This is a genomic window from Tractidigestivibacter scatoligenes (assembly GCF_001494635.1).
Taxonomy (GTDB): domain Bacteria; phylum Actinomycetota; class Coriobacteriia; order Coriobacteriales; family Atopobiaceae; genus Tractidigestivibacter; species Tractidigestivibacter scatoligenes.
Map to the genome: position 1 here is coordinate 63,256 of NZ_LOJF01000010.1, position 18,233 is coordinate 81,488.

15 protein-coding genes are annotated in these 18,233 nt (G+C 61.9%); 8 read left to right on the top strand and 7 right to left on the bottom strand.

Features of this window, described 5'->3' with window-relative positions:
* Nucleotides 1-9: 9 nt before the first annotated feature.
* Nucleotides 10-1,218 (bottom strand): NADP-dependent isocitrate dehydrogenase, encoded by a 1,209-nt coding sequence (locus tag AUL39_RS07415; protein WP_059054964.1) that lies wholly within the window; start codon nt 1,216-1,218, stop codon nt 10-12.
* Between the two features lie 68 nt (nt 1,219-1,286).
* The gene (locus tag AUL39_RS11555) at nt 1,287-3,416 is read right to left on the bottom strand and encodes a DUF3825 domain-containing protein (RefSeq protein ID WP_059054965.1); all 2,130 of its coding nucleotides are present in this window, start codon (nt 3,414-3,416) and stop codon (nt 1,287-1,289) included.
* 394 nt (nt 3,417-3,810) lie between these two features.
* On the opposite strand from AUL39_RS11555, the gene AUL39_RS07425 reads away from it, so the two are divergent.
* Entirely contained in the window at nt 3,811-5,142 is a 1,332-nt protein-coding gene (locus AUL39_RS07425; protein WP_059054966.1) for an MFS transporter, read from the top strand.
* A 55-nt stretch (nt 5,143-5,197) separates the two neighbouring features.
* Nucleotides 5,198-6,124 (top strand): glycerophosphodiester phosphodiesterase family protein, encoded by a 927-nt coding sequence (locus AUL39_RS07430; protein WP_059054967.1) that lies wholly within the window; start codon nt 5,198-5,200, stop codon nt 6,122-6,124.
* Nucleotides 6,125-6,188: 64 nt separating this feature from the next.
* Here the strand turns inward: AUL39_RS07430 and trmB are convergent, their stop codons facing one another.
* The 3 genes from trmB to AUL39_RS07445 are packed head-to-tail and all read right to left on the bottom strand — an operon-like array spanning nt 6,189 to nt 8,335.
* Complete coding sequence (gene trmB / locus AUL39_RS07435) at nt 6,189-7,067, bottom strand: tRNA (guanine(46)-N(7))-methyltransferase TrmB (protein WP_059054968.1); 879 nt, start codon at nt 7,065-7,067, stop codon at nt 6,189-6,191.
* A gap of 10 nt (nt 7,068-7,077) precedes the next feature.
* Nucleotides 7,078-7,383 carry an NADH-ubiquinone oxidoreductase-F iron-sulfur binding region domain-containing protein gene (locus AUL39_RS07440; RefSeq protein ID WP_235810799.1) on the bottom strand — a complete coding sequence of 102 codons (306 nt, stop codon included), beginning with the start codon at nt 7,381-7,383 and terminating at the stop codon, nt 7,078-7,080.
* Nucleotides 7,370-8,335: a 3-hydroxyacyl-CoA dehydrogenase family protein gene (locus tag AUL39_RS07445; RefSeq protein WP_059054969.1), complete on the bottom strand. Its 966-nt coding sequence runs from the start codon at nt 8,333-8,335 to the stop codon at nt 7,370-7,372. Before AUL39_RS07445 ends, AUL39_RS07440 begins: the two co-directional genes overlap by 14 nt.
* A gap of 121 nt (nt 8,336-8,456) precedes the next feature.
* On the opposite strand from AUL39_RS07445, the gene AUL39_RS07450 reads away from it, so the two are divergent.
* Nucleotides 8,457-9,635, top strand: a complete 1,179-nt coding sequence (locus AUL39_RS07450) for an NAD(P)-dependent malic enzyme (RefSeq protein ID WP_059054970.1) — start codon at nt 8,457-8,459, stop codon at nt 9,633-9,635.
* 393 nt (nt 9,636-10,028) lie between these two features.
* Here AUL39_RS07450 and AUL39_RS07455 read toward each other — a convergent pair whose 3' ends face one another.
* Complete coding sequence (locus AUL39_RS07455) at nt 10,029-10,286, bottom strand: HPr family phosphocarrier protein (protein ID WP_059054971.1); 258 nt, start codon at nt 10,284-10,286, stop codon at nt 10,029-10,031.
* Entirely contained in the window at nt 10,283-11,314 is a 1,032-nt protein-coding gene (locus AUL39_RS07460; protein ID WP_059054972.1) for a LacI family DNA-binding transcriptional regulator, read from the bottom strand. Before AUL39_RS07460 ends, AUL39_RS07455 begins: the two co-directional genes overlap by 4 nt.
* A gap of 197 nt (nt 11,315-11,511) precedes the next feature.
* On the opposite strand from AUL39_RS07460, the gene AUL39_RS07465 reads away from it, so the two are divergent.
* The 5 genes from AUL39_RS07465 (at nt 11,512) to AUL39_RS07485 (ending at nt 18,233) form a co-directional block, all read left to right on the top strand.
* Nucleotides 11,512-12,927 carry an L-fucose/L-arabinose isomerase family protein gene (locus AUL39_RS07465; protein ID WP_059054973.1) on the top strand — a complete coding sequence of 472 codons (1,416 nt, stop codon included), beginning with the start codon at nt 11,512-11,514 and terminating at the stop codon, nt 12,925-12,927.
* 1 nt (nt 12,928) lies between these two features.
* Nucleotides 12,929-13,768 carry a transketolase gene (locus AUL39_RS07470; RefSeq protein WP_059054974.1) on the top strand — a complete coding sequence of 280 codons (840 nt, stop codon included), beginning with the start codon at nt 12,929-12,931 and terminating at the stop codon, nt 13,766-13,768.
* Nucleotides 13,761-14,738: a transketolase family protein gene (locus tag AUL39_RS07475; protein WP_082667313.1), complete on the top strand. Its 978-nt coding sequence runs from the start codon at nt 13,761-13,763 to the stop codon at nt 14,736-14,738. The genes AUL39_RS07470 and AUL39_RS07475 overlap by 8 nt, the downstream gene beginning before the upstream one ends.
* Before the next feature lie 57 nt (nt 14,739-14,795).
* Complete coding sequence (locus tag AUL39_RS07480; RefSeq protein ID WP_059054975.1) at nt 14,796-16,679, top strand: alpha/beta hydrolase; 1,884 nt, start codon at nt 14,796-14,798, stop codon at nt 16,677-16,679.
* 69 nt (nt 16,680-16,748) lie between these two features.
* The gene (locus tag AUL39_RS07485) at nt 16,749-18,233 is read left to right on the top strand and encodes an FGGY-family carbohydrate kinase (protein ID WP_059054976.1); all 1,485 of its coding nucleotides are present in this window, start codon (nt 16,749-16,751) and stop codon (nt 18,231-18,233) included.

Sequence of the window (18,233 nt, forward strand, 5' to 3'; positions counted from 1 at the left end):
GCGGCGTCTCTACACGCCGGCTTCAAGCTCGTCGCGAATGGCAAGGATGAAGTCACGCGTGTTGAGCTTGGTGGGGTTCTCTAGCGTGGTGATGCGCGCAAGGTCGCCCGTCATGCGGCCGTCCTCGATAGTCTTGACGGTCGCGTGCTCCAGGCGCTTGGCAAAGTCCACAAGCTCCGGCGTGCCGTCCAGCTCGCCGCGCTTGGCGAGTGCCCCGGTCCACGCAAAGATCGTGGCCACCGAGTTGGTCGAGGTCTCCTCCCCGCGCAGGTACTTGTAATAGTGGCGCTGTACGGTGCCATGTGCCGCCTCGTACTCGTACTGGCCGTGGGGTGATACCAGCACCGAGGTCATCATGGCAAGCGACCCAAACGCCGACGAGAGCATGTCGCTCATCACGTCGCCATCGTAGTTCTTGCATGCCCAGATGAAGCCGCCCTCGCTCTTCATGATGCGTGCCACAGCGTCATCGATGAGGGTGTAGAAGTACGTGATGCCCGCCGCCTCAAAGCGCTCGCGGTACTCGTTCTCGTACATGTCCGCGAAGATGTCCTTGAAGCGGTGGTCGTAGATCTTCGAGATGGTGTCCTTCGAGGCGAACCACAGGTCCTGATGGGTGGAGAGCGCGTACTCGAAGCAGCTGTGCGCGAACCCCTCGATGGAGGAGTCCACGTTGTGCATGCCCTGGATCACGCCCGGCTGGTCAAAGTCGTGAATCAGGCGACGCTCCTCGTGGCCCTCCGTGTCGGTGAAGACCAGCTCGGCCTTGCCGGCGCCGGGTACGCGATACTCGACGTTCTTGTACACGTCGCCATACCCGTGACGCGCGATGGTGATGGGGCGCTTCCAGCACTTCACCACGGGCTCAATGCCCTTGACCACGATGGGCGCGCGGAAGATGGTGCCGTCGAGCATCGAACGGATGGTGCCGTTGGGGCTCTTCCACATCTGGTGCAGGTGGTACTCCTCGACGCGCTGCGCGTTGGGGGTGATGGTCGCGCACTTGACAGCCACGCCCAGGCGCTTGGTGGCCTCGGCGGAGTCGATGGTCACCTGGTCGCCCGTCTCGTCTCGGTGCGTAAGGCCCAGGTCATAGTACTCGGTCTTAAGATCGAGGTACGGGCAGATAAGCTCATCCTTGATGATCTGCCAGATGATGCGGGTCATCTCGTCGCCGTCCATCTCGACGAGTGGGGTCTTCATTTCGATCTTCGACATGCATGCCTCCAGCGCGGTCTAGTTGCGGCCCTTCGTTGCCTTTGTGGTTCAAGTCTACCCGAGCAAGGCTACAGGACGATTTCCGGCGAGAGCCATGTGGGCTGGTCTCGGCTCACGACGCGCGCGCAGGCATAAGCGCGCGGCAGCGAGAGGATCGCTGCGCCACGGTATGCACCGGACGGCATGAGCTCAAGCGACATGGCGCAGTCGGCCACACCATCGTCTACCAGGCAGAGCGGCAGCAGGAGCCGCATGGTACTGGTGGCGGGGTCAAATGCCGGCGCTGCCATGCGATAGCTTGCCTGCGCTAGGCGTAGCGAGAGGGTCGTGGCATCCTGGAGCGCGCGACCCATGCGGCGGTAGAGGCTGGGGTCTCCCTTGATGGTGCGCGCCAGCTCCCGGCATGCACTGCGCCCCAGGCGACCGTTGCCGGCATCCATGCCGTCACGCAGCAGGCGCGATGCCTCGGGGCTTCCGGCCAGCTGATCGGCGAGGAAGGCGCGCGGCAGGCGGCCGACCTTCTCGCCCAGAAGCGCTTCGGTGTCAAGGATGAGCATGTGCCCCGGCTGGCAGACAACGTCCTCGACGCGCTCGAGGTAGCTTGCCGGCTGCGGCAGCTCGGGAAGCGTCGCCACAAGGCGGGCGCCCAACTCCCCCGAGCCCGCAGTGGCAAAGCCGTCGAGCTTCCAGGGAATGTCGCCGAAGTTGGGCGAGAAGACTGCGTAGACGTCCTCGCCAAAGGGGGTGAGCAACCCCGTGTTATAAGCAGCGAGTGAGCTGTCCGTCGCCGTGGCAATGCGTCCCTGCTCAACGGCACGATGGAAGGTCACAGTGAGGTACTCGCGCAGGATGCCATAGCGAGAGGGACCGCCCACGCCCTCGCCGGGGAAGTTCCAGCGCTCCGGCGTCGCCATGGTGGCAAGCGTCCCAAGCGTGCGCTCCCAGGAGCCGATGACTGCGAACTGCGCAAACTCGCGAAGCGGGCTTACGGCCGGAGAGCCCGTATCCTGCTGCGGCGCACCGGCTAGGTCGCTCCACGCGCCCTCGTCAGCCGCGGGAAGGCCCTCAAGGCCAACCTGCTCGTGAACCGCACCGGTTCCGTCGTCGCCATCCACCAGCGCGAGACTCCACTGCTTGCCGGACGTTGGCCGTGACGTGCGACGGATTGTGACCTCAACTGGACCAGAACCGTCCTCGTGGAGGTAGCGGAGCGGGAACGTGACGCGGCTCCTTGTGCCCGAGAGGGTCCCGGTCGAGCGGGCCACGCGCCAGTCCTCGTCGAGCGTGCGAGTGACGTCGGCGTCGATGGGGAGCTTCTGGTAGAGCACACGGAGAAGCTCGTCCTTGCAGTGGACCTCTTCCGAGAAGCGCTCGGGGAGGTTCTGATGGGGGAGCTGCTGCGAGTTTGGCGCGGGGGTGGGTGCGGCCGCCGGCGCAGGTGCCGAGACGGGCGTAGGTGCTGGGGCGACGGGCGCCGGGGCTGCAGCCGGTGTTGGCGCCGTGGGCTGTGCCTGGGCAGCGGCTGCGAGGTCTGCCTCCATGTCCTCGTAGGGGTCGTAGGTGATGGTGAGGTTGATGCCAGAGCTGGCGGGCGTCTCGGGCGCCGGCTGCTCGCGGGTCTCGGCTCCAGTGGCTTCTACCTGCGGCCCGTTTGGCTCTTTGGGGGTCTCGTCGGCCGGGGAGGGCTGCGGCGCCGGCGCAGGTGCTGGCACCGGTTCGGGTTCCGGCACGGTTACGGTTTCAGGCCCCGGCTCCGGCGCGGATGCCGGCTCTGGCTCGGCCGCAGCTTCCGGCTCCGGCGCGGGCTCCGGCTTGGCCTCGGCCTTCTCGACGTGGCGCGGCTTTGTCGGCTTGGGGTCGTGCGAGCCCTTGCGACGCTTCCACGGCTTGCTCTTGCTTCCCTTCTCGCCTGCGCTGTCGGAACCAGACTGTCCCGCGCGCTCGAGGTAGCCGTCGTACTCCTCGTTGGGCACGATCGTTGCGTAGACGCGTCCCTTTTTGAAGACGGTGAGCCGAACGAACTCGGGAAGCGCCTCCATAAGCGATTGAATGTCCTCCTGCCCAAGGTCCTGCGGCGCAATGCCGTCCTCCAGAAGCACCTCCTCGACGCGCGAGAGAAGCGCCTGGCGGTTGGTCCCAAGGGTGGACGAGAGAAGCTTGTACAGGTAAAGCCTGTTTCCTGGTGTGATTCTAGGCATCGTTTGCGGCCTTCCTTCAAGGGCTCCCGAGAGCGGGGGCTGAGTTTGCAAGTTTCTACAGTATCACCCGCGGGTGTCGGCGCACAGCGGATTCGGCGCGGATGGGGCTTGCGCCGACGAGAGTGGTTGCTTGTCGCCGGAGCACGCAATTTGATGCACTGTGCACCATTTGGCCACTTCCGGCGACATTTTGTCGCCGGAGCGGGGGGTTATGTTGCAAATGGCGAAAATATAGCTCTTCCGGCGACGGGCGAGAAGGGCGCCGACGGGCGAGGGGCGCGCCGCCGGGCGAGGAGCGCGCCGCCTGCCAGACCGCCGGCGGCCGACGGCACCTCCGTCCCTCGCGCCAGCTAGCATCAAAGATGTGCGGCAACCCCGGCGTTAGGAGGAACCCGTGAAACTCAACGTGCGCAGGACCGTCCTTATCGGCTTTGCGTTCTTCTCCATCTGCGCATTCTGGCAGATGTACAACAGCGTGATTCCGCTCATGCTCACGAACACGTTCCACTTGGACGAGACGTTCTCGGGCATGATCATGGCCGCCGACAACGTCCTCGCCCTCTTCCTCCTGCCGTTCTTTGGCTCGCTCTCGGACCGGTGCCACAGCCGCCTAGGCCGCCGCATGCCCTTCATCCTCGTGGGTACGGCGCTTGCCGTGGTTGGCATGATCTTCCTGCCCATCATCGACAACGCGTACTATGCGGACGGCTCGGGTGCCCTTCTCGCCGCGTTCATTGGCGTGCTGCTCTTTGTGCTTGTTGCCATGGGAACCTACCGCAGTCCAGCCGTGGCGCTTATGCCAGACTGCACGCCCAAGCCGCTGCGCTCGCCCGCAAACGCGATCATCAACCTCATGGGCGCCGTGGGCGGCATCATCTACCTGGGGATTGCCTCCGTGCTCTACAACAAGGGCCGCACTGCTGGTCTCGATCACGTGGACTACCTGCCGCTCTTTGTGATTGTGGCTGCCATCATGGTGGTCTCGGTAGCTATCGTGTTTCTCACCGTAAAGGAGCCCAAGCTCGAGGCCGAGGTCGCGGCATACGAGGCCAAGCACCCCGAGGAGAACCTTGTCGAGAAGGACGCCGCCACGGGCAAGGAGGTGCTTCCCGCGCCGGTCAGGCGCTCGCTGGGCTTCCTTCTCGCATCCATTGCCCTGTGGTTCATTGGCTACAACGCCATGGAGACCTGGTTTACCACGTATGCGCAGGCAGAGTGGGGCATGGCGCTGGGCGAGGCAAGCCGCTGCCTCATCGTGGCCAACGTTGGCGCCATTGTCTCGTACATTCCCGTGGGCGCCATCGCCAGCCGCGTTGGCCGCAAGCGCACCATCCAGGGCGGCATTGTGCTTCTCGGCGGAGGCTTTGCGTTTTGCGCCGCCTGGACCTTTGCCGGCATGGGCTTCTCGCCCGTGCTCTACGTGGTGATGATCGTCCTTGGCATGGGCTGGGCCGGCATCAACGTGAACTCGCTGCCCATGGTGGTCGAGATGTGCAAGGGCTCCGACACCGGCAAGTTCACGGGGCTCTACTACACCTTCTCGATGGCCGCGCAGACGGTGACGCCCATCGCCGCGGGTTGGCTCATGCACAACGTGAGCTATCGGTCGCTCTTCATCTACGCCACGGTGTTTGTTGCCGCGAGCTTCGTTACAATGCTGTTCGTGCACCACGGAGACTCGAAATTGGTCGAGAAAAGAGGGCTCGAATCGTTCGACGTCGACTAGCGCGCCGCCGGCTCGGCGTGCCTGGCGTTGTCGACGCCTGGATGGAGGATTGTCGATGGCAAACTGCATCATTCGCAAGCATCCGGCGCTCTTCGCTGCCGGCATTGCCGCAGGTCTTGGGGCTGCTGCCGTGTATGGCATGGCACCCCGTACGGGCAACAAGACGGTTGACGAGCGCTGGGACGAGTTTGCACGCTACCGCTATGCACACCGCGGTCTCCACGACGACTCCCTTGACGCTCCCGAGAACTCGCTTGCCGCCTTTAGGCGCGCCCGCGAGTACGGCTTTGGCGTTGAGCTTGACGTGCACCTCACCGCGGACGACCGCCTGGTTGTCATCCACGACTCCGACCTCAAGCGCATGACGGGCAAGGAGGGCACCGTCGAGGAGCTTACGCGCCCGCAGCTCGAGGAGTACCGCCTCAACGGCACCGACCAGGGCATTCCCACGCTTGCCGAGGTCCTGCGCATCTTCGAGTGGGACGGCGAGGGCCCCATGCCCGCGCCGCTCATCATCGAGATCAAGACCTACTGCGAGAACGCTGACCTTCTCACCAGCCGCGTCATGGAGTGTCTGGACACCTTCGACGTGCGCTACTGCATCGAGAGCTTCGACCCCGCCGTGCTGGTGTGGCTGCGCCGTAACCGCCCCGAGGTCATCCGCGGACAGCTCTCGATGGACTTTCTCGCCGAAGATGCCGGTGCAAGCGCCAAGGCCCTGCCGCTGCCGCTGCGCGTGGGGGCAACCGCGCTTCTCGGCAACGTGGCCACCAAGCCGGACTTCATTGCGTACCGCTTTGACGACCGCGAGCAACCCGCAGTGCGCCTAGTGTGCGGGACTCTCGGCGGCAAGCTGGTCACGTGGACCATTCGCAGCGAGCGAGACATGCTGGCCTCCGAGGCCGAGGGCGCACCGGTGATCTTTGAGGGCTTTGTGCCTGCGCCGCAGTCCTGCGTAGCCGCACACTGGGCCACGGCATAAAGGCGCCAAGGATACGGACTTCTAGCTGCGCCGCCTTGCTTGCTGCAGGGCGGCGCGCTTCTCGTTAGTTGGCCTTTTCGACACCGCCAGCAGTCCCGCTGCCCTTGTGGCCCTTTGCCCAGAGCTTTGCCTCGCGGTTGCGCATGTTCCACACCGTGGCCTCCATGCCCAGCGGCACGTAGTCGAGCTTCTCGAGGTCCTGGGGGAGGTACTCCACCAGACCGCGCTGGGGCGTGGGCGAGAAGTGCGCGGGCTCTGGTCCGGGCGTCGCCTCCAGCGCGAAGACCTTGGCGCCGTTGGCAGCAAGGCGTTCCTCGTAGCCGCTTGTGGGCTCGTTGGGGAAGTCTGCCCGGGCGTCCTCGCTTGTCCAGAGAACCTGATAGCCTGCGGCGTCAAGCTCCTCGAGCGTGAAGAGGTAGAGGGGGCGGCTGTCCGTCTTGAGCCGCAGCGTGCCGTCCGGTGCAAGGATGCGGCGGTACTCCATGAGGCAGGTGGCATCCGTGAGGCGGCGGCGCGCCTGTCGCTTGCGCGGGAACGGCGTGGGGAAGTTGAGGTAGATGCGCGAGAGTTCACCGGGGGCGAAGGCCTCGGTTACGCGATGGCCGTCCCAGGCGAGAAAGACGACGTTCTCAAGGCCGCTCTTCGCGGCGAGGCCACCGGCGTAGGCCATGCAGAGCGGCTCGCCGTCCATGCCGAGGAAGAGCACGTCTGGCTCGCGACGGGCGGACTCCACCGTGAAGGCGCCCTTGCCGCAGCCCAGGTCAAGGTGGACCTCGCGAAAGCGCCCGGCGCCCGCTGCGCCGCCAGCGGCGGTGGTGCCGCCCAAGGGGTAGCAGGCCTCGGCCCAGCGACCGGCGTAGTCCTGCGGCGCAGGCTCGATGAAGTCCGCGTAGCGCTCAAGGCGCTCCTCGAGGACAAAGTGCTTGGGTGTGCGTGCGTGCATGGGGCCTCGGCTATTCTTTGCTCGTCTCGGCGCTAGATGCGGATGCGATGTCTGCGTTTCTCCCGCCACCCAGCGTGAACGTGGTGGCGGCGTGCAGCATGTTGACCTCTGCCAGCTCGAGTTTGCCGTCGATGTAGGGCTGGTACATAGCGTCAATCGAGCCCACGCCCATCGAGCAGCCGCTGCACTGCTCGCACGAGCCGTCGCCGCAAAAGCTCAGCCCGCGGCGCACGATCTCCTCGCGCTCCTCTCGCGTGGTGTCCTTGATGAGGACGCTCTGTGTTGTCATGCGTGTGCGCTCCCTAGAGCTTGCCATGGAGCTTGAGCTCCTCGATGAGCATGTGGTCACGGTATGCTGCGAGGGTCTCCGGAGTGTTGCCCGTCTCGGGGGTACGGTGCGAGAGCTCCTCGTCAACGCCCCTTTGGGCGATGTCAGACCACTCGGCTGGGAACTCCTTCCAGTCTGCCATGTCCTGGAGCCAAAGCGTCGTGGAGTCGTGCAGGTGGTTCATGAGTCCGGAGACGCCTCCCTTGCCGCCGCCAAGCTCGAACACAAGAGACGGTCCCATGATGCCCCAGCGGATTCCAGGTCCAAAGGTCACTGCCTTGTCTGCGTCCTCGACCGAGCACACGCCGTTCATCACGAGATCCGCTACCTCGCGGTAGAGTGCCATCTGGAGTCGGTTGCAGATAAAGCCCAGAGCCTCTTTTTGGAGCACGACGGGCTCCATGCCAATGCGCTGGTAGAAGTCCTTGGCGCACGCGACAGTCTCCTCTGCGGTCTTCTCGCCGCGCGTTATTTCAACGAGGGGGATGAGGTGAGGCGGATTGTAGGGGTGCCCGCCGCAGAAGCGCTCGGGATGCTTGGCGTTCTTTGCGATTTCGGTCACGAGGAGACCCGAAGTGGAGCTCGCAATGATTGCGTCGGGGGCTGCGGCGGCCTCGATCTGCTCAACAATCTTCCACTTGACCTCATAGTGCTCTGCCGAGCTCTCCTGGATGAACTGCGCGTTCTTCACTGCCTCGGAGACGGAATTGGTGTAGTGGATGCGGGACGCGATTTCCTGCGCTTGATCCTCAGTGTAGACGTTGTTGGTAACAAGGGAGTTCAAGCTCTCGTGTACACGCTGCTGTGCAAGCTTGCTGGACTCCGGCGTGCGGTTTTGTGCCCAAACCTCAAGACCTGCCATTGCGAACTTGAGTGCGTAGCTGTAACCGATGACACCCGCGCAGATAGACGCAGCTACCTTGATGTCGTTTGCTTTCATGCCAATCCTTCCGACACGTGTTTGCCAAGAAGTATAGGCCGCAGAGGTCGGGCAGGCACGCCGCGTGAAGGCTTAAGATAGACAGGTCGTGTAAGTGTCCTCAAATGTCAAAGGAGCCAAGATGGCTGACGATGCAAAGCAGCACGCGCTTGACGCACACAAGGAGTGGCACGGTAAGATCGAGGTCGTGAGCAGGGCCAAGATCAGCACGCCGGAGGAGCTTGCCGTTGCCTACACGCCAGGCGTCGCCGTTCCCTGCCTGGAGATTCAGAAGGACCCGAGCCTCTCGTACGAGTACACCCGTCGCTGGAACCTGGTTGCCGTTGTGACCGATGGCTCCGCGGTTCTCGGCCTGGGCAACATTGGCCCCGAGGCGGGCATGCCCGTCATGGAGGGCAAGTGTGCCCTCTTCAAGACCTTTGCCGACGTGGACGCCTTCCCCCTGTGCATCCGCTCCAACGACGTGGATGAGATCGTGCGCACCGTGCAGCTGCTCGCCGGCAGCTTTGGCGGCGTGAACCTCGAGGACATCTCCGCGCCGCGCTGCTTCGAGATCGAGCGCCGCCTCAAGGAGACCTGCGACATTCCCGTCTTCCATGACGACCAGCATGGCACCGCGGTCGTGACCTGCGCCGCGCTGATCAACGCGTGCCGTCTCACCGGTCGTGATCTCGGCGACGTCAAGGTGGTCTTCTCGGGCGCCGGCGCCGCGGGCATCTCCATCGCTCGCCTCATGAAGCGCATGGGCGTGAAGGACATCATCATCTGCGACCACACGGGTGCCATCTATGAGGGCCGCGACGGCCTGAACCCGGTGAAGCAGGAGGTCGCCACCTGGACCAACACCGAGAAGGTCCAGGGTTCGCTCGCCGACGCCCTCAAGGGTGCGGACGTCTTTGTGGGCGTCTCCAAGCCCAACCTGGTCTCGCAGGATATGGTGCGCTCGATGGCAAAGGACCCCATCATCTTTGCCTGCGCGAACCCCGTGCCCGAGATCATGCCCGACGAGGCGCTGGCAGCCGGCGCGGCCGTGGCGGCAACGGGCCGCTCGGACTTCCCCAACCAGATCAACAACGTGCTGGCGTTCCCCGGCATCTTCCGCGGTGCGCTTGACGTGCGCGCGAGCGACATCAATGACGACATGATGGAGGCCGCTGCCTACGCTATTGCCGGCCTGGTGGACGACGAGCACCGTGCGGCGGACTACATCATCCCTGGTGCCTTCGACAAGCGTGTTGCGCCCGCCGTTGCTGCAGCCGTGGCCGACGCTGCGCGCAAGAGCGGGGTTGCGAGGATTTAGCTTCGGGCGTTCGAGTACTTGAACGAACGGATTTGAGAGGGCGGGCCTTTGGTCCGCCCTCTTTTCGTGACGAAGCTGCACGTTATCCTGGCGGAGGTGTCTCTCCTTGGGTTGCGGGGTCGCCATTTTCGTCTGATGGCTGCATCGAACTGCCCTACGTTACACATCGAGAGGATTTCGTGCGCCGAACTGTCCTTCGTTGCACGCCATTTCGCGGACCCCTTGAGTAGTCGTCTGCTGCGCTGCATGAAAATCCGCAAGTAGAGCCATGTATAAACTATCAAAGTGAATTGCCAGACGGGCATTTCCTCAGAATTGGCGTGCAACGAAGGCTAGTTCGATGCAATCGCGGACCAATTCATGTAACGAAGGCGAGTTCGATGCAGGGCGCGTCTACACAGACATCCCTGCTACGCGAGCCACCGCGGTGCAGGCCATGTCCTCGTCTGGCCCCTCCGCCTCAATGCGCACCAGGTCATCCTCGCGTATGTCGAGAGCCATGAGCCCCAGCATGTCATCTGCCTGGGCACTGTTGCCCCCAAAGACAATGCGCACCGAGCTCTGATAGTCGCTCGCGGTCTTGGAGATCTGGCTCGCAAGACGAGCGTGCAATCCAAGCGGATCGGTGATGCGCTGGGTAAGGCATTTCACTTCGAGTCCTCCTTGCGTGCAACGCTGTCGCGTTCAACTACGGTGGGCAGCACTGCCGTGCGAATGACTTCGCCCTGCGTCTCCCCGCGAATGAGCTCGACCAGCCGCTTCACAGCCAGCTCTCCCATCGCACTCTTGGGAACAACCATCGTGGAGAGCCTGGGGGTCACGAGCTCGCAGTAGGAAGTGTCGTCAAACCCAATGATCGAAACCTCCTCCGGCATGCGAACCCCGTGCTCCGCGAGTGCCTTCATACAGCCTACGGCCACGATATCGTTGTCAGCAAAGTATGCGGTGCAAAGCTCGGGGTTGGTGTCGAGATAAGCGCACATGTCATCGTAGGCGCTCTGAACCGTGGATCCAACGCGTACGATGTGGGCGTTCGCTGCCTCGTCCGGCTCGATTTCGCGCATGGCAGACATGAAGCCGGACTGTCGCTCGAGAAAGTTCCTGATGTTGACCCCGGCATGCAGGTACCCAATGCGCTTGTGTCCCGCCTTCGCAAGGTAGTGAACCGCCTCGAACGACGCGCGCGAGTTGTCAATCACGATGCTGTCGAGCCGCTTCGAGGGAAACCAAGAGTCGAGAAGAACGACAGGCACACCTAAGCGCTCGAACTGCGCAATGTCGCCCGCAAGTGCCTCGGTTGCAAGAAGAATGATGCCTGCGCACTTAATTGAGCGAATGGCCTTTAGTTGCTCGGTTCGGCTCTCGGTTGCATAGAAGTACGAGACGGAAAGCCTGTGGTAGCCGTGCCGGTAGGTGGCGTCGGACACACCCTTGATCAGCTCCTCGAAGAAGGGGGTGTCTCCAACCACCCGCCCGTGCCGCTTGTAGACAACCAGGAGAATCGTGCTGGTAGGACGCTTCTCAGGGGAGGACGTGTACTCGAAGCCAAGCTTTTTCGCACACTCCAGGACCCGCTCACGCGTTTCCTGTCCAACCCCTGGTTTTCCTCTGAGCACAAGCGAAACGGTGGCGGGAGAGACATTCGCCTCTCGTGCCACGTCGCGGGCGGTAATTGACATTTGGCTCCTTCCCACAGCGATGACAGGATACCCCAGGTACTAAATGAAGATATGAACAGACTAAATTGTTTAGTAAATCTCTAAGTCAGTTCAGTAGGTGTCACCACCCCCATATGATTAGCCCCGGAAGACAGGGGAGGTTGGCTGCGCTTGGAAGCAGACCGCTTGGCGCAGTACGGTAATGGAGGGGAGCAGGGATGGACACTATCAAGCTGGGATATGCACCAACGCGCCGCAGCATCTTCAGCGCACCGGATGCCCGCAAGTATCGCGCAATCATTGCGGACAAGCTTCGCGAGCTCGGCGTCGAGTTCGTGGACATCGATGACATCAACGAGGAGGGGCTTCTCTACGACGAGGAGAGCCGCCTTCGCGTGCTGGAGAAGTTCCGTGCCGAGAAGGTCGACGGCCTCTTTCTGCCGCACTGTAACTTTGGCACCGAGTTCATCTGCGCGCGTCTTGCGCGTGACCTGGGCAAGCCGGTTCTCCTCTGGGGTCCGCTGGACGAGCGTCCGCTTCCCGACGGAACCCGCCTGCGCGACACGCAGTGCGGCCTCTTTGCCACTGGCAAGGTCCTGCGCCGGTTCCAGGTGCCCTTCACGTACATGACCAACTGCCGTGTGGACGATCCCGTCTTCGAGCGTGGCATTCGCGACTTCCTCGCCGTCTGCAACGTCGTGAAGGTCTTCCGCTCCACGCGCATCCTGCAGATTGGTCCGCGTCCCTACGAGTTCTACTCGACCATGTGCAACGAGGGCGAGCTTCTCGAGCGCTTTGGCATCGAGTGCGTGCCCGTACCGCTTCCCGAGCTCACCCGCGGTGTTAAGGCGGCAAAGGCGGAGGTCACCGGCGACGGCAACTCTGACGTTGAGCGTCAGCTGGCGTGGATGGAGGAGCACTTCCGTAAGAACTGCACCACTGAGCAGGAGCTTACGGTTGCCGCCATGGCGGTTGCCATGCGCCGCCTGCTCAAGAAGTACGGTTGCAACGCCGGCTGCATCCAGTGCTGGAACGAGCTCCAGCACGAGCTTGGCATCATGCCCTGCGCCGCGAACTCGATCCTCAACGAGGAGGGCACGCCCATCACGTGCGAGACCGATGTCCATGGCGCCATCACGAGCCTCATGGTCGAGGCCGCGGACATGGGTCGCAAGCGCTCGTTCTTTGCTGACTGGACCATCCGTCATCCCGATGACCCCAACGGCGAGTTGCTGCAGCACTGCGGTCCCTGGCCCTGCTCCGTGGCACGTGAGAAGCCCACGATCACCACGCCGCTTGCCTTTGACCACAACGGCGCCCTTACCGCCGAGGCCAAGCACGGCGAGGTGACCCTTGCCCGCTTCGATGGCGACAACGGCAGGTACTCGCTTCTGCTGGGCAACGCCGAGGGCATTGACGGCCCGCGTGGCATGGGCACCTACCTGTGGGTTCGTGTTCAGAACATCAAGCGCATGGAGGCCAAGATCGTCGAGGGCCCCTACATCCACCACTGCGCCGGTATCCACGACAACGTTGTTCCCGTCCTCTATGAGTCGTGCAAGTACCTGGGCATCGAGCCCGACCTGTACGACCCGATCGAGGAGGACGTCAAGGCCTATCTGAGGGGAGAGTAACATGGCGACCGTCTCTGAGCTCAAGGCTCTGCGCTGGGACCTTCGCCAGCGCTGCGTCGACATCATCATGGCTGGTGGCGGCGGTCACATTGGCGGTGACATGTCCGTGATCGATGCGCTGATGGTGCTCTATAAGAATCATCTCAACATCACCCCCGAGACCCAGAACGATCCCAACCGCGATCGCTTTGTCCTCTCCAAGGGCCATGCCATGGAGGCCTACTACGCCATTCTCTGCGAGCAGGGCTTTCTCGATTTTGATGACGTCAAGGCCCGCTTCTCGAAGTTTGATAGCCCCTATATCGGCCACCCCAACAACAAGCTTCCTGGCATCGAGATGAACTCCGGCTCACTTGGCCACGGGCTACCCGTGGCAGTGGGGATGGCGCTGGCGGCGCGCATGGACGGCCGCAGTTATCGCACCTATGTCGCGATGGGCGACGGCGAGCTTGCCGAGGGCTCCGTGTGGGAGGGGGCTATGGCCGGGTCCAACTTTGGCCTGGACAACCTCTGTGCGCTCATCGATCGCAACCGTCTGCAGATCTCTGGCTCGACGGAGAGCGTGATGAAGCAGGACAGCCAGGAGGAGCGTTGGGCGTCCTTTGGCTGGAACGTCCTCTCCATTCCCGGCAACGACATCGAGGCAATAGACGCGGCGCTCACGCTTGCCTCCGAGACTAAGGGCAAGCCTACGGCAATCATCCTGAACACCACAAAGGGCTTTGGCTCCCCACTCATGGAGAACAAGGCAAGCTGGCATCACCACCTGCCCACTCAAGAGGAATACGAGCAGATCTCGGCAGACTTTGCGGCACACAAGGAGGCCGATATCCGTGGCTAACACAATTGCGAACAAGAAGGTCATCTGCGACGTTCTCATGCAGGCCGCAAAGACGGACCGCGACCTTGTCGTTCTTTGCTCGGACTCCAGGGGCTCGGCATCCCTTACCCCGTTCTTCGAGGCATACCCCGAGCAGTCCGTCGAGGTTGGTATTGCCGAGCAGGACTTGGTCGGCATCGCCGCAGGTCTTGCCAGCTGTGGAAAGAGGGCTTTTGCCGCAAGCCCTGCGTCTTTCATCACCACGCGGTCCTACGAGCAGTGCAAGGTCGACTGCGCATATTCCGATACTAACGTCAAGCTCATTGGTATCTCCGGTGGCGTCTCGTATGGGGCCCTTGGCATGAGCCACCACTCTTGCCAGGACATTGCGGCGATGAGCGCCATTCCCAATATGCGTGTCTATCTGCCCAGCGACCGATTCCAGACCGCCCGTCTGGTGCAGGCGCTGCTTCAGGACGAGAAGACTGCCTATGTGCGTGTGGGCAGAAACGCGGTGGATGACGTCTATACCGAGGAGAACTGTCCATTCGAGATGGACCACGCTACCTGGGTGCGTGGGAACGCCGACCAAGAAGTGGACGTTGCCCTTATTGCCTGCGGCGAACTTGTGAGGCCTGCGGCTGACGCGGCGGACATGCTGACGGAAGCCGGGGTCAAGGCGAGCGTTCTCGACATGTACTGCGTGAAGCCCCTAGACGCCAACGGTGTGCTCGCTGCCGCGAGTCACGCGAGGGTGGTTCTAAGCGTGGAGGAGGCAAGCCCCTACGGTGGCCTTGGCTCCCAGATTGCCCAGGTTGTGGGGGAGGGCTGCCCGCGCCCCGTGCGCACCCTGAGCCTGCCTGACGCCCCCGTGGTCACGGGCACCTCGAAGGAGGTCTTTGCGCACTATGGGCTCGACGCGCAGGGCATTGCGGCATCTGCCAGGGAGTTTCTAACAGCGGCAGAGAATCAGCGGGGGAGGGCGAACTAGTAACAACCAGTCAAGGACAAGCGTCGACTACGCAAGGTACTAGGAAGGGGAAGTGCAATGGAAGCGGTAAGGAAGAAGGCCAAGGTGTTTCTTGTCATCGCAATTGCGATGATGCTCGTGAGTGGCATTGTGGTCTCTCTCGTCCAGACGTCCTTTGGGCACGTCACGGTGAAGCACGTCTACTGGGAGGCCGACAACGGCATTGGCATCAGCGGTAACCTCTACATTCCGGATACTGCCACTGCCGATAATCCTGCTCCCGCGGTGGTAACGAGCCACGGTTACCTGAACAACAAGGAGATGCAGGACATCAACGGCGTCGAGCTGTCTCGTCGTGGCTATGTAGTTCTTGCCATCGACCAGCCGGGGTCTGGTGAGTCTGACACTGCTGACTGGCAGAAGCAAAATGGCACAGGAATGAACTTTGTTGGCGTCTACCAGGGAGTTCTCTCCCTTTCCCGGATGCCGTTCGTCGATGACTCGAGGATTGGTGTTACTGGCCACTCCATGGGTGGCATGTCCTCGAACTTCGCCGTGCTCCAGGACAGTCAGAGCGAGAAGCCGCTCATCTCTGCAGTCCTTCTCAACTGCATCGACGCTATGTATACCGATTCACCCAACATCATCGGTGGCATTGCTGCATCTGATGCCGATGGCAACTACGTCAACCTCTATGGCAATCGTAGCGTGGGCATCATTGCAAGCCAGTACGACGAGTTCTTCCACAAGCGCACTGATGCCAACGGGGTCCATCATGACGCTCCCGACTACATGGACCCTGACAACATGGACCCACAGTCGTTCCTCAACTTTGGCGAGGATCCAACCGGCAAGGACTATCGCGAGGCGGGTACCTACTATTACAAGGATGTCGATGGCAAGGAGTGCTTCCGCGTCATCTACAACCCTGCGCAGATTCACCCCTGGTCCCACTTCAGCGCGCGCTCTGCCACCGCGACCATCGACTTCTTTGACACCGCGTTTGGCAGCCCCACGCCCATCGCCTCGAGCAACCAGATCTGGCAGGTGAAGGAAGCCTTCAACTTCGTCGGCATGCTTGGCTTCGTGATGTTTGTCATCTCGTTTACGACGACGATGCTCTTTACCTCGACGTTCTCCGAGCTTCGCGCTGGTGAGGTCGTACAGGCGATGACCGCTGACAAGAAGGGCATTGCCTGGTTTGCCGGAGCGACTGCAGTCAGCACGGTAATCAGCATTCTCACGTTCAATCCCGTCGTGAACTTTGGCAAGAGCCTTCCGATTGCTCAGCAGGTCATGATGATGGGCATCGGGCTCTGGGCGTGCCTCTGCGGACTTGTAACCATCGCGACGCTCTACCTGTCTTACCGGTTCTACGGCAAGAGTGCCGGCATCGACCTTGCCGACCGTGGGGTAAAGATCAGCGGACGAAAGCTGGGCAAGACCGTCGTTCTCGCCATCCTGGTCTGCGCCGTCTCGTACCTGTGTGTCTTCCTCGACGACTACTTCTTTGTTGCGGACTTCCGAATCTGGAACGTTGGCTTCAAGATTGTTGACTCGGAGATTCTGGGACTCTCGCTCTTCCCGCATGGCGTCCTGTTCCTAGTCTTCTACATTGCCATGTCCATTGCGAACAACAGCTTCAACTTCACGACAATGGGTGGAAAGAAGTCCTGGCAGAACAACCTTCTGCTCATCATCTGCAACCTTCTGCCCATGATCATCATGCTGGTCTTCCAGTACGGCACCTACGTTGCGACTGGCCATGAACCCATTCAGGGCGATGCCATGAACGTTGCTCAGCTGTTCGCATTCCTGCTTATCGTGACGGGCGCATGCGTGATTGACAGGGTTCTCTACCGCGTGAGCAAGAACCCCTATCTTGCAGGCATCATCACCGGTATTTTGGTCTCGATTGTGAGCTGCGCAAACACCACTACCGGCCTGATCATGCTCTCCTAGTACTGCCGATAACGTGAAGGTAGGGGGCGGGCAATGTCCGCCCCCTTTTTCTATTGATGGGACTTTGATATGAGAAGCATCGTGCTGGCTATCGACCAGAGCACCCAAGGGACAAAGGCGGTGCTGTTCGACTCGGACGGAAACATGCTCGCCAAGCGGACTCGTCCGCACGACCAGCTGATAAATGACAAGGGCTGGGTGAGCCACGACGCCGAGCAGATAATGACAAACGTGCTCGCTACTGCCAGGGATGTCTGCAAGGCTGCAGGTGTGAGGCAGGGAGAAGTTCGCGCGGTTGGTATCTCGAATCAACGTGAGACCTGCCTTGCGTGGGATCGCGTTACGCGAGAGCCACTTGCGCCGGCTATCGTGTGGCAGTGCGGTAGGGCTACCGAGCTGTGCCAGGGGCTGGTGGCAGCTCACCCGGGAGTCGACGGTCTTGTCAAAGAGCAAAGTGGCCTCTCGCTGAGCCCGTACTTCTCAGCTGCGAAGATGGCATGGCTGCTGCAGAATGTGCCGGAGGTCATTGCGGCAGCTGACCGAGGAACCCTTTGCCTGGGAACCATTGACTCGTGGCTGGTCTTCAAGCTTACGCAGGAGCACGCCTTTCTCACCGAGCCTTCGAATGCCTGTCGCACGCAGCTTCTGGACCTGCGTACCGCCGAGTGGAGTCCCAAGCTGCTACAAGTGTTTGGCGTGCCTCGGGGGGCGCTGGCTACCGTCTGCCCGTCCGATTCCGTGTTCGGGCACACAACCATGGGCGGGCTGTTCGAAACGCCTGTGCCCATATGCTGTGTCCTAGGAGATTCTCAGGCAGCGCTTGCAGCACAGAATTGCGTCAACCCCGGAGACCTCAAGGCTACGTATGGGACGGGCTCCTCGGTCATGATGCAAGTTGGTGCGGACCCCGTTGTGAGTACCCACGGACTTGTATCTTCGATTGCATGGCAGTTTGGTGACAAGCGCAGCTACGTCCTTGAGGGCAACCTTAACTATACCGGTGCCGTCATCAGCTGGCTCAAGGACCAGATGGGGCTCATCGATGACCCGTCGGAGGTCGAGGGTATCATTTCCCAGGCCAACCTTCACGACCGTGCCTACTTTGTTCCGGCTTTCACAGGTCTTGGTGCACCGTGGTGGGCGTCGGATGCAACTGGCATGCTCACGGGCGTAACGCGCACCACTGGTCGCGCGGAGATGGTCAAGGCGTGCGCCGAGTGCATTCCTTATCAGATAGCCGACGTCGTGGGCGCGCTGCAAGGCGATACTGGGCTTGTCGTGCGTGAGCTGCGCGCCGATGGTGGGGTGACGGCGAACGACTATCTCATGCAGCTGCAGGCAGATCTTGCAGACGTTACCGTAGTCACGTCGAGTCTCAAGGAGCTTTCCGCTGCTGGCGTAGGGTTTGTTGCCGGTCGAACGGCCGGCATCTACAAGGGCAACGCAATCTATGGGAAGGTGGGTCATGGGCGAAATGTTCCAGCCATGTCTGCAGACGAGCGCTCGGAGCGCCTGAATGGCTGGCACGACGCGCTACGAAGGGTCATGGCATAG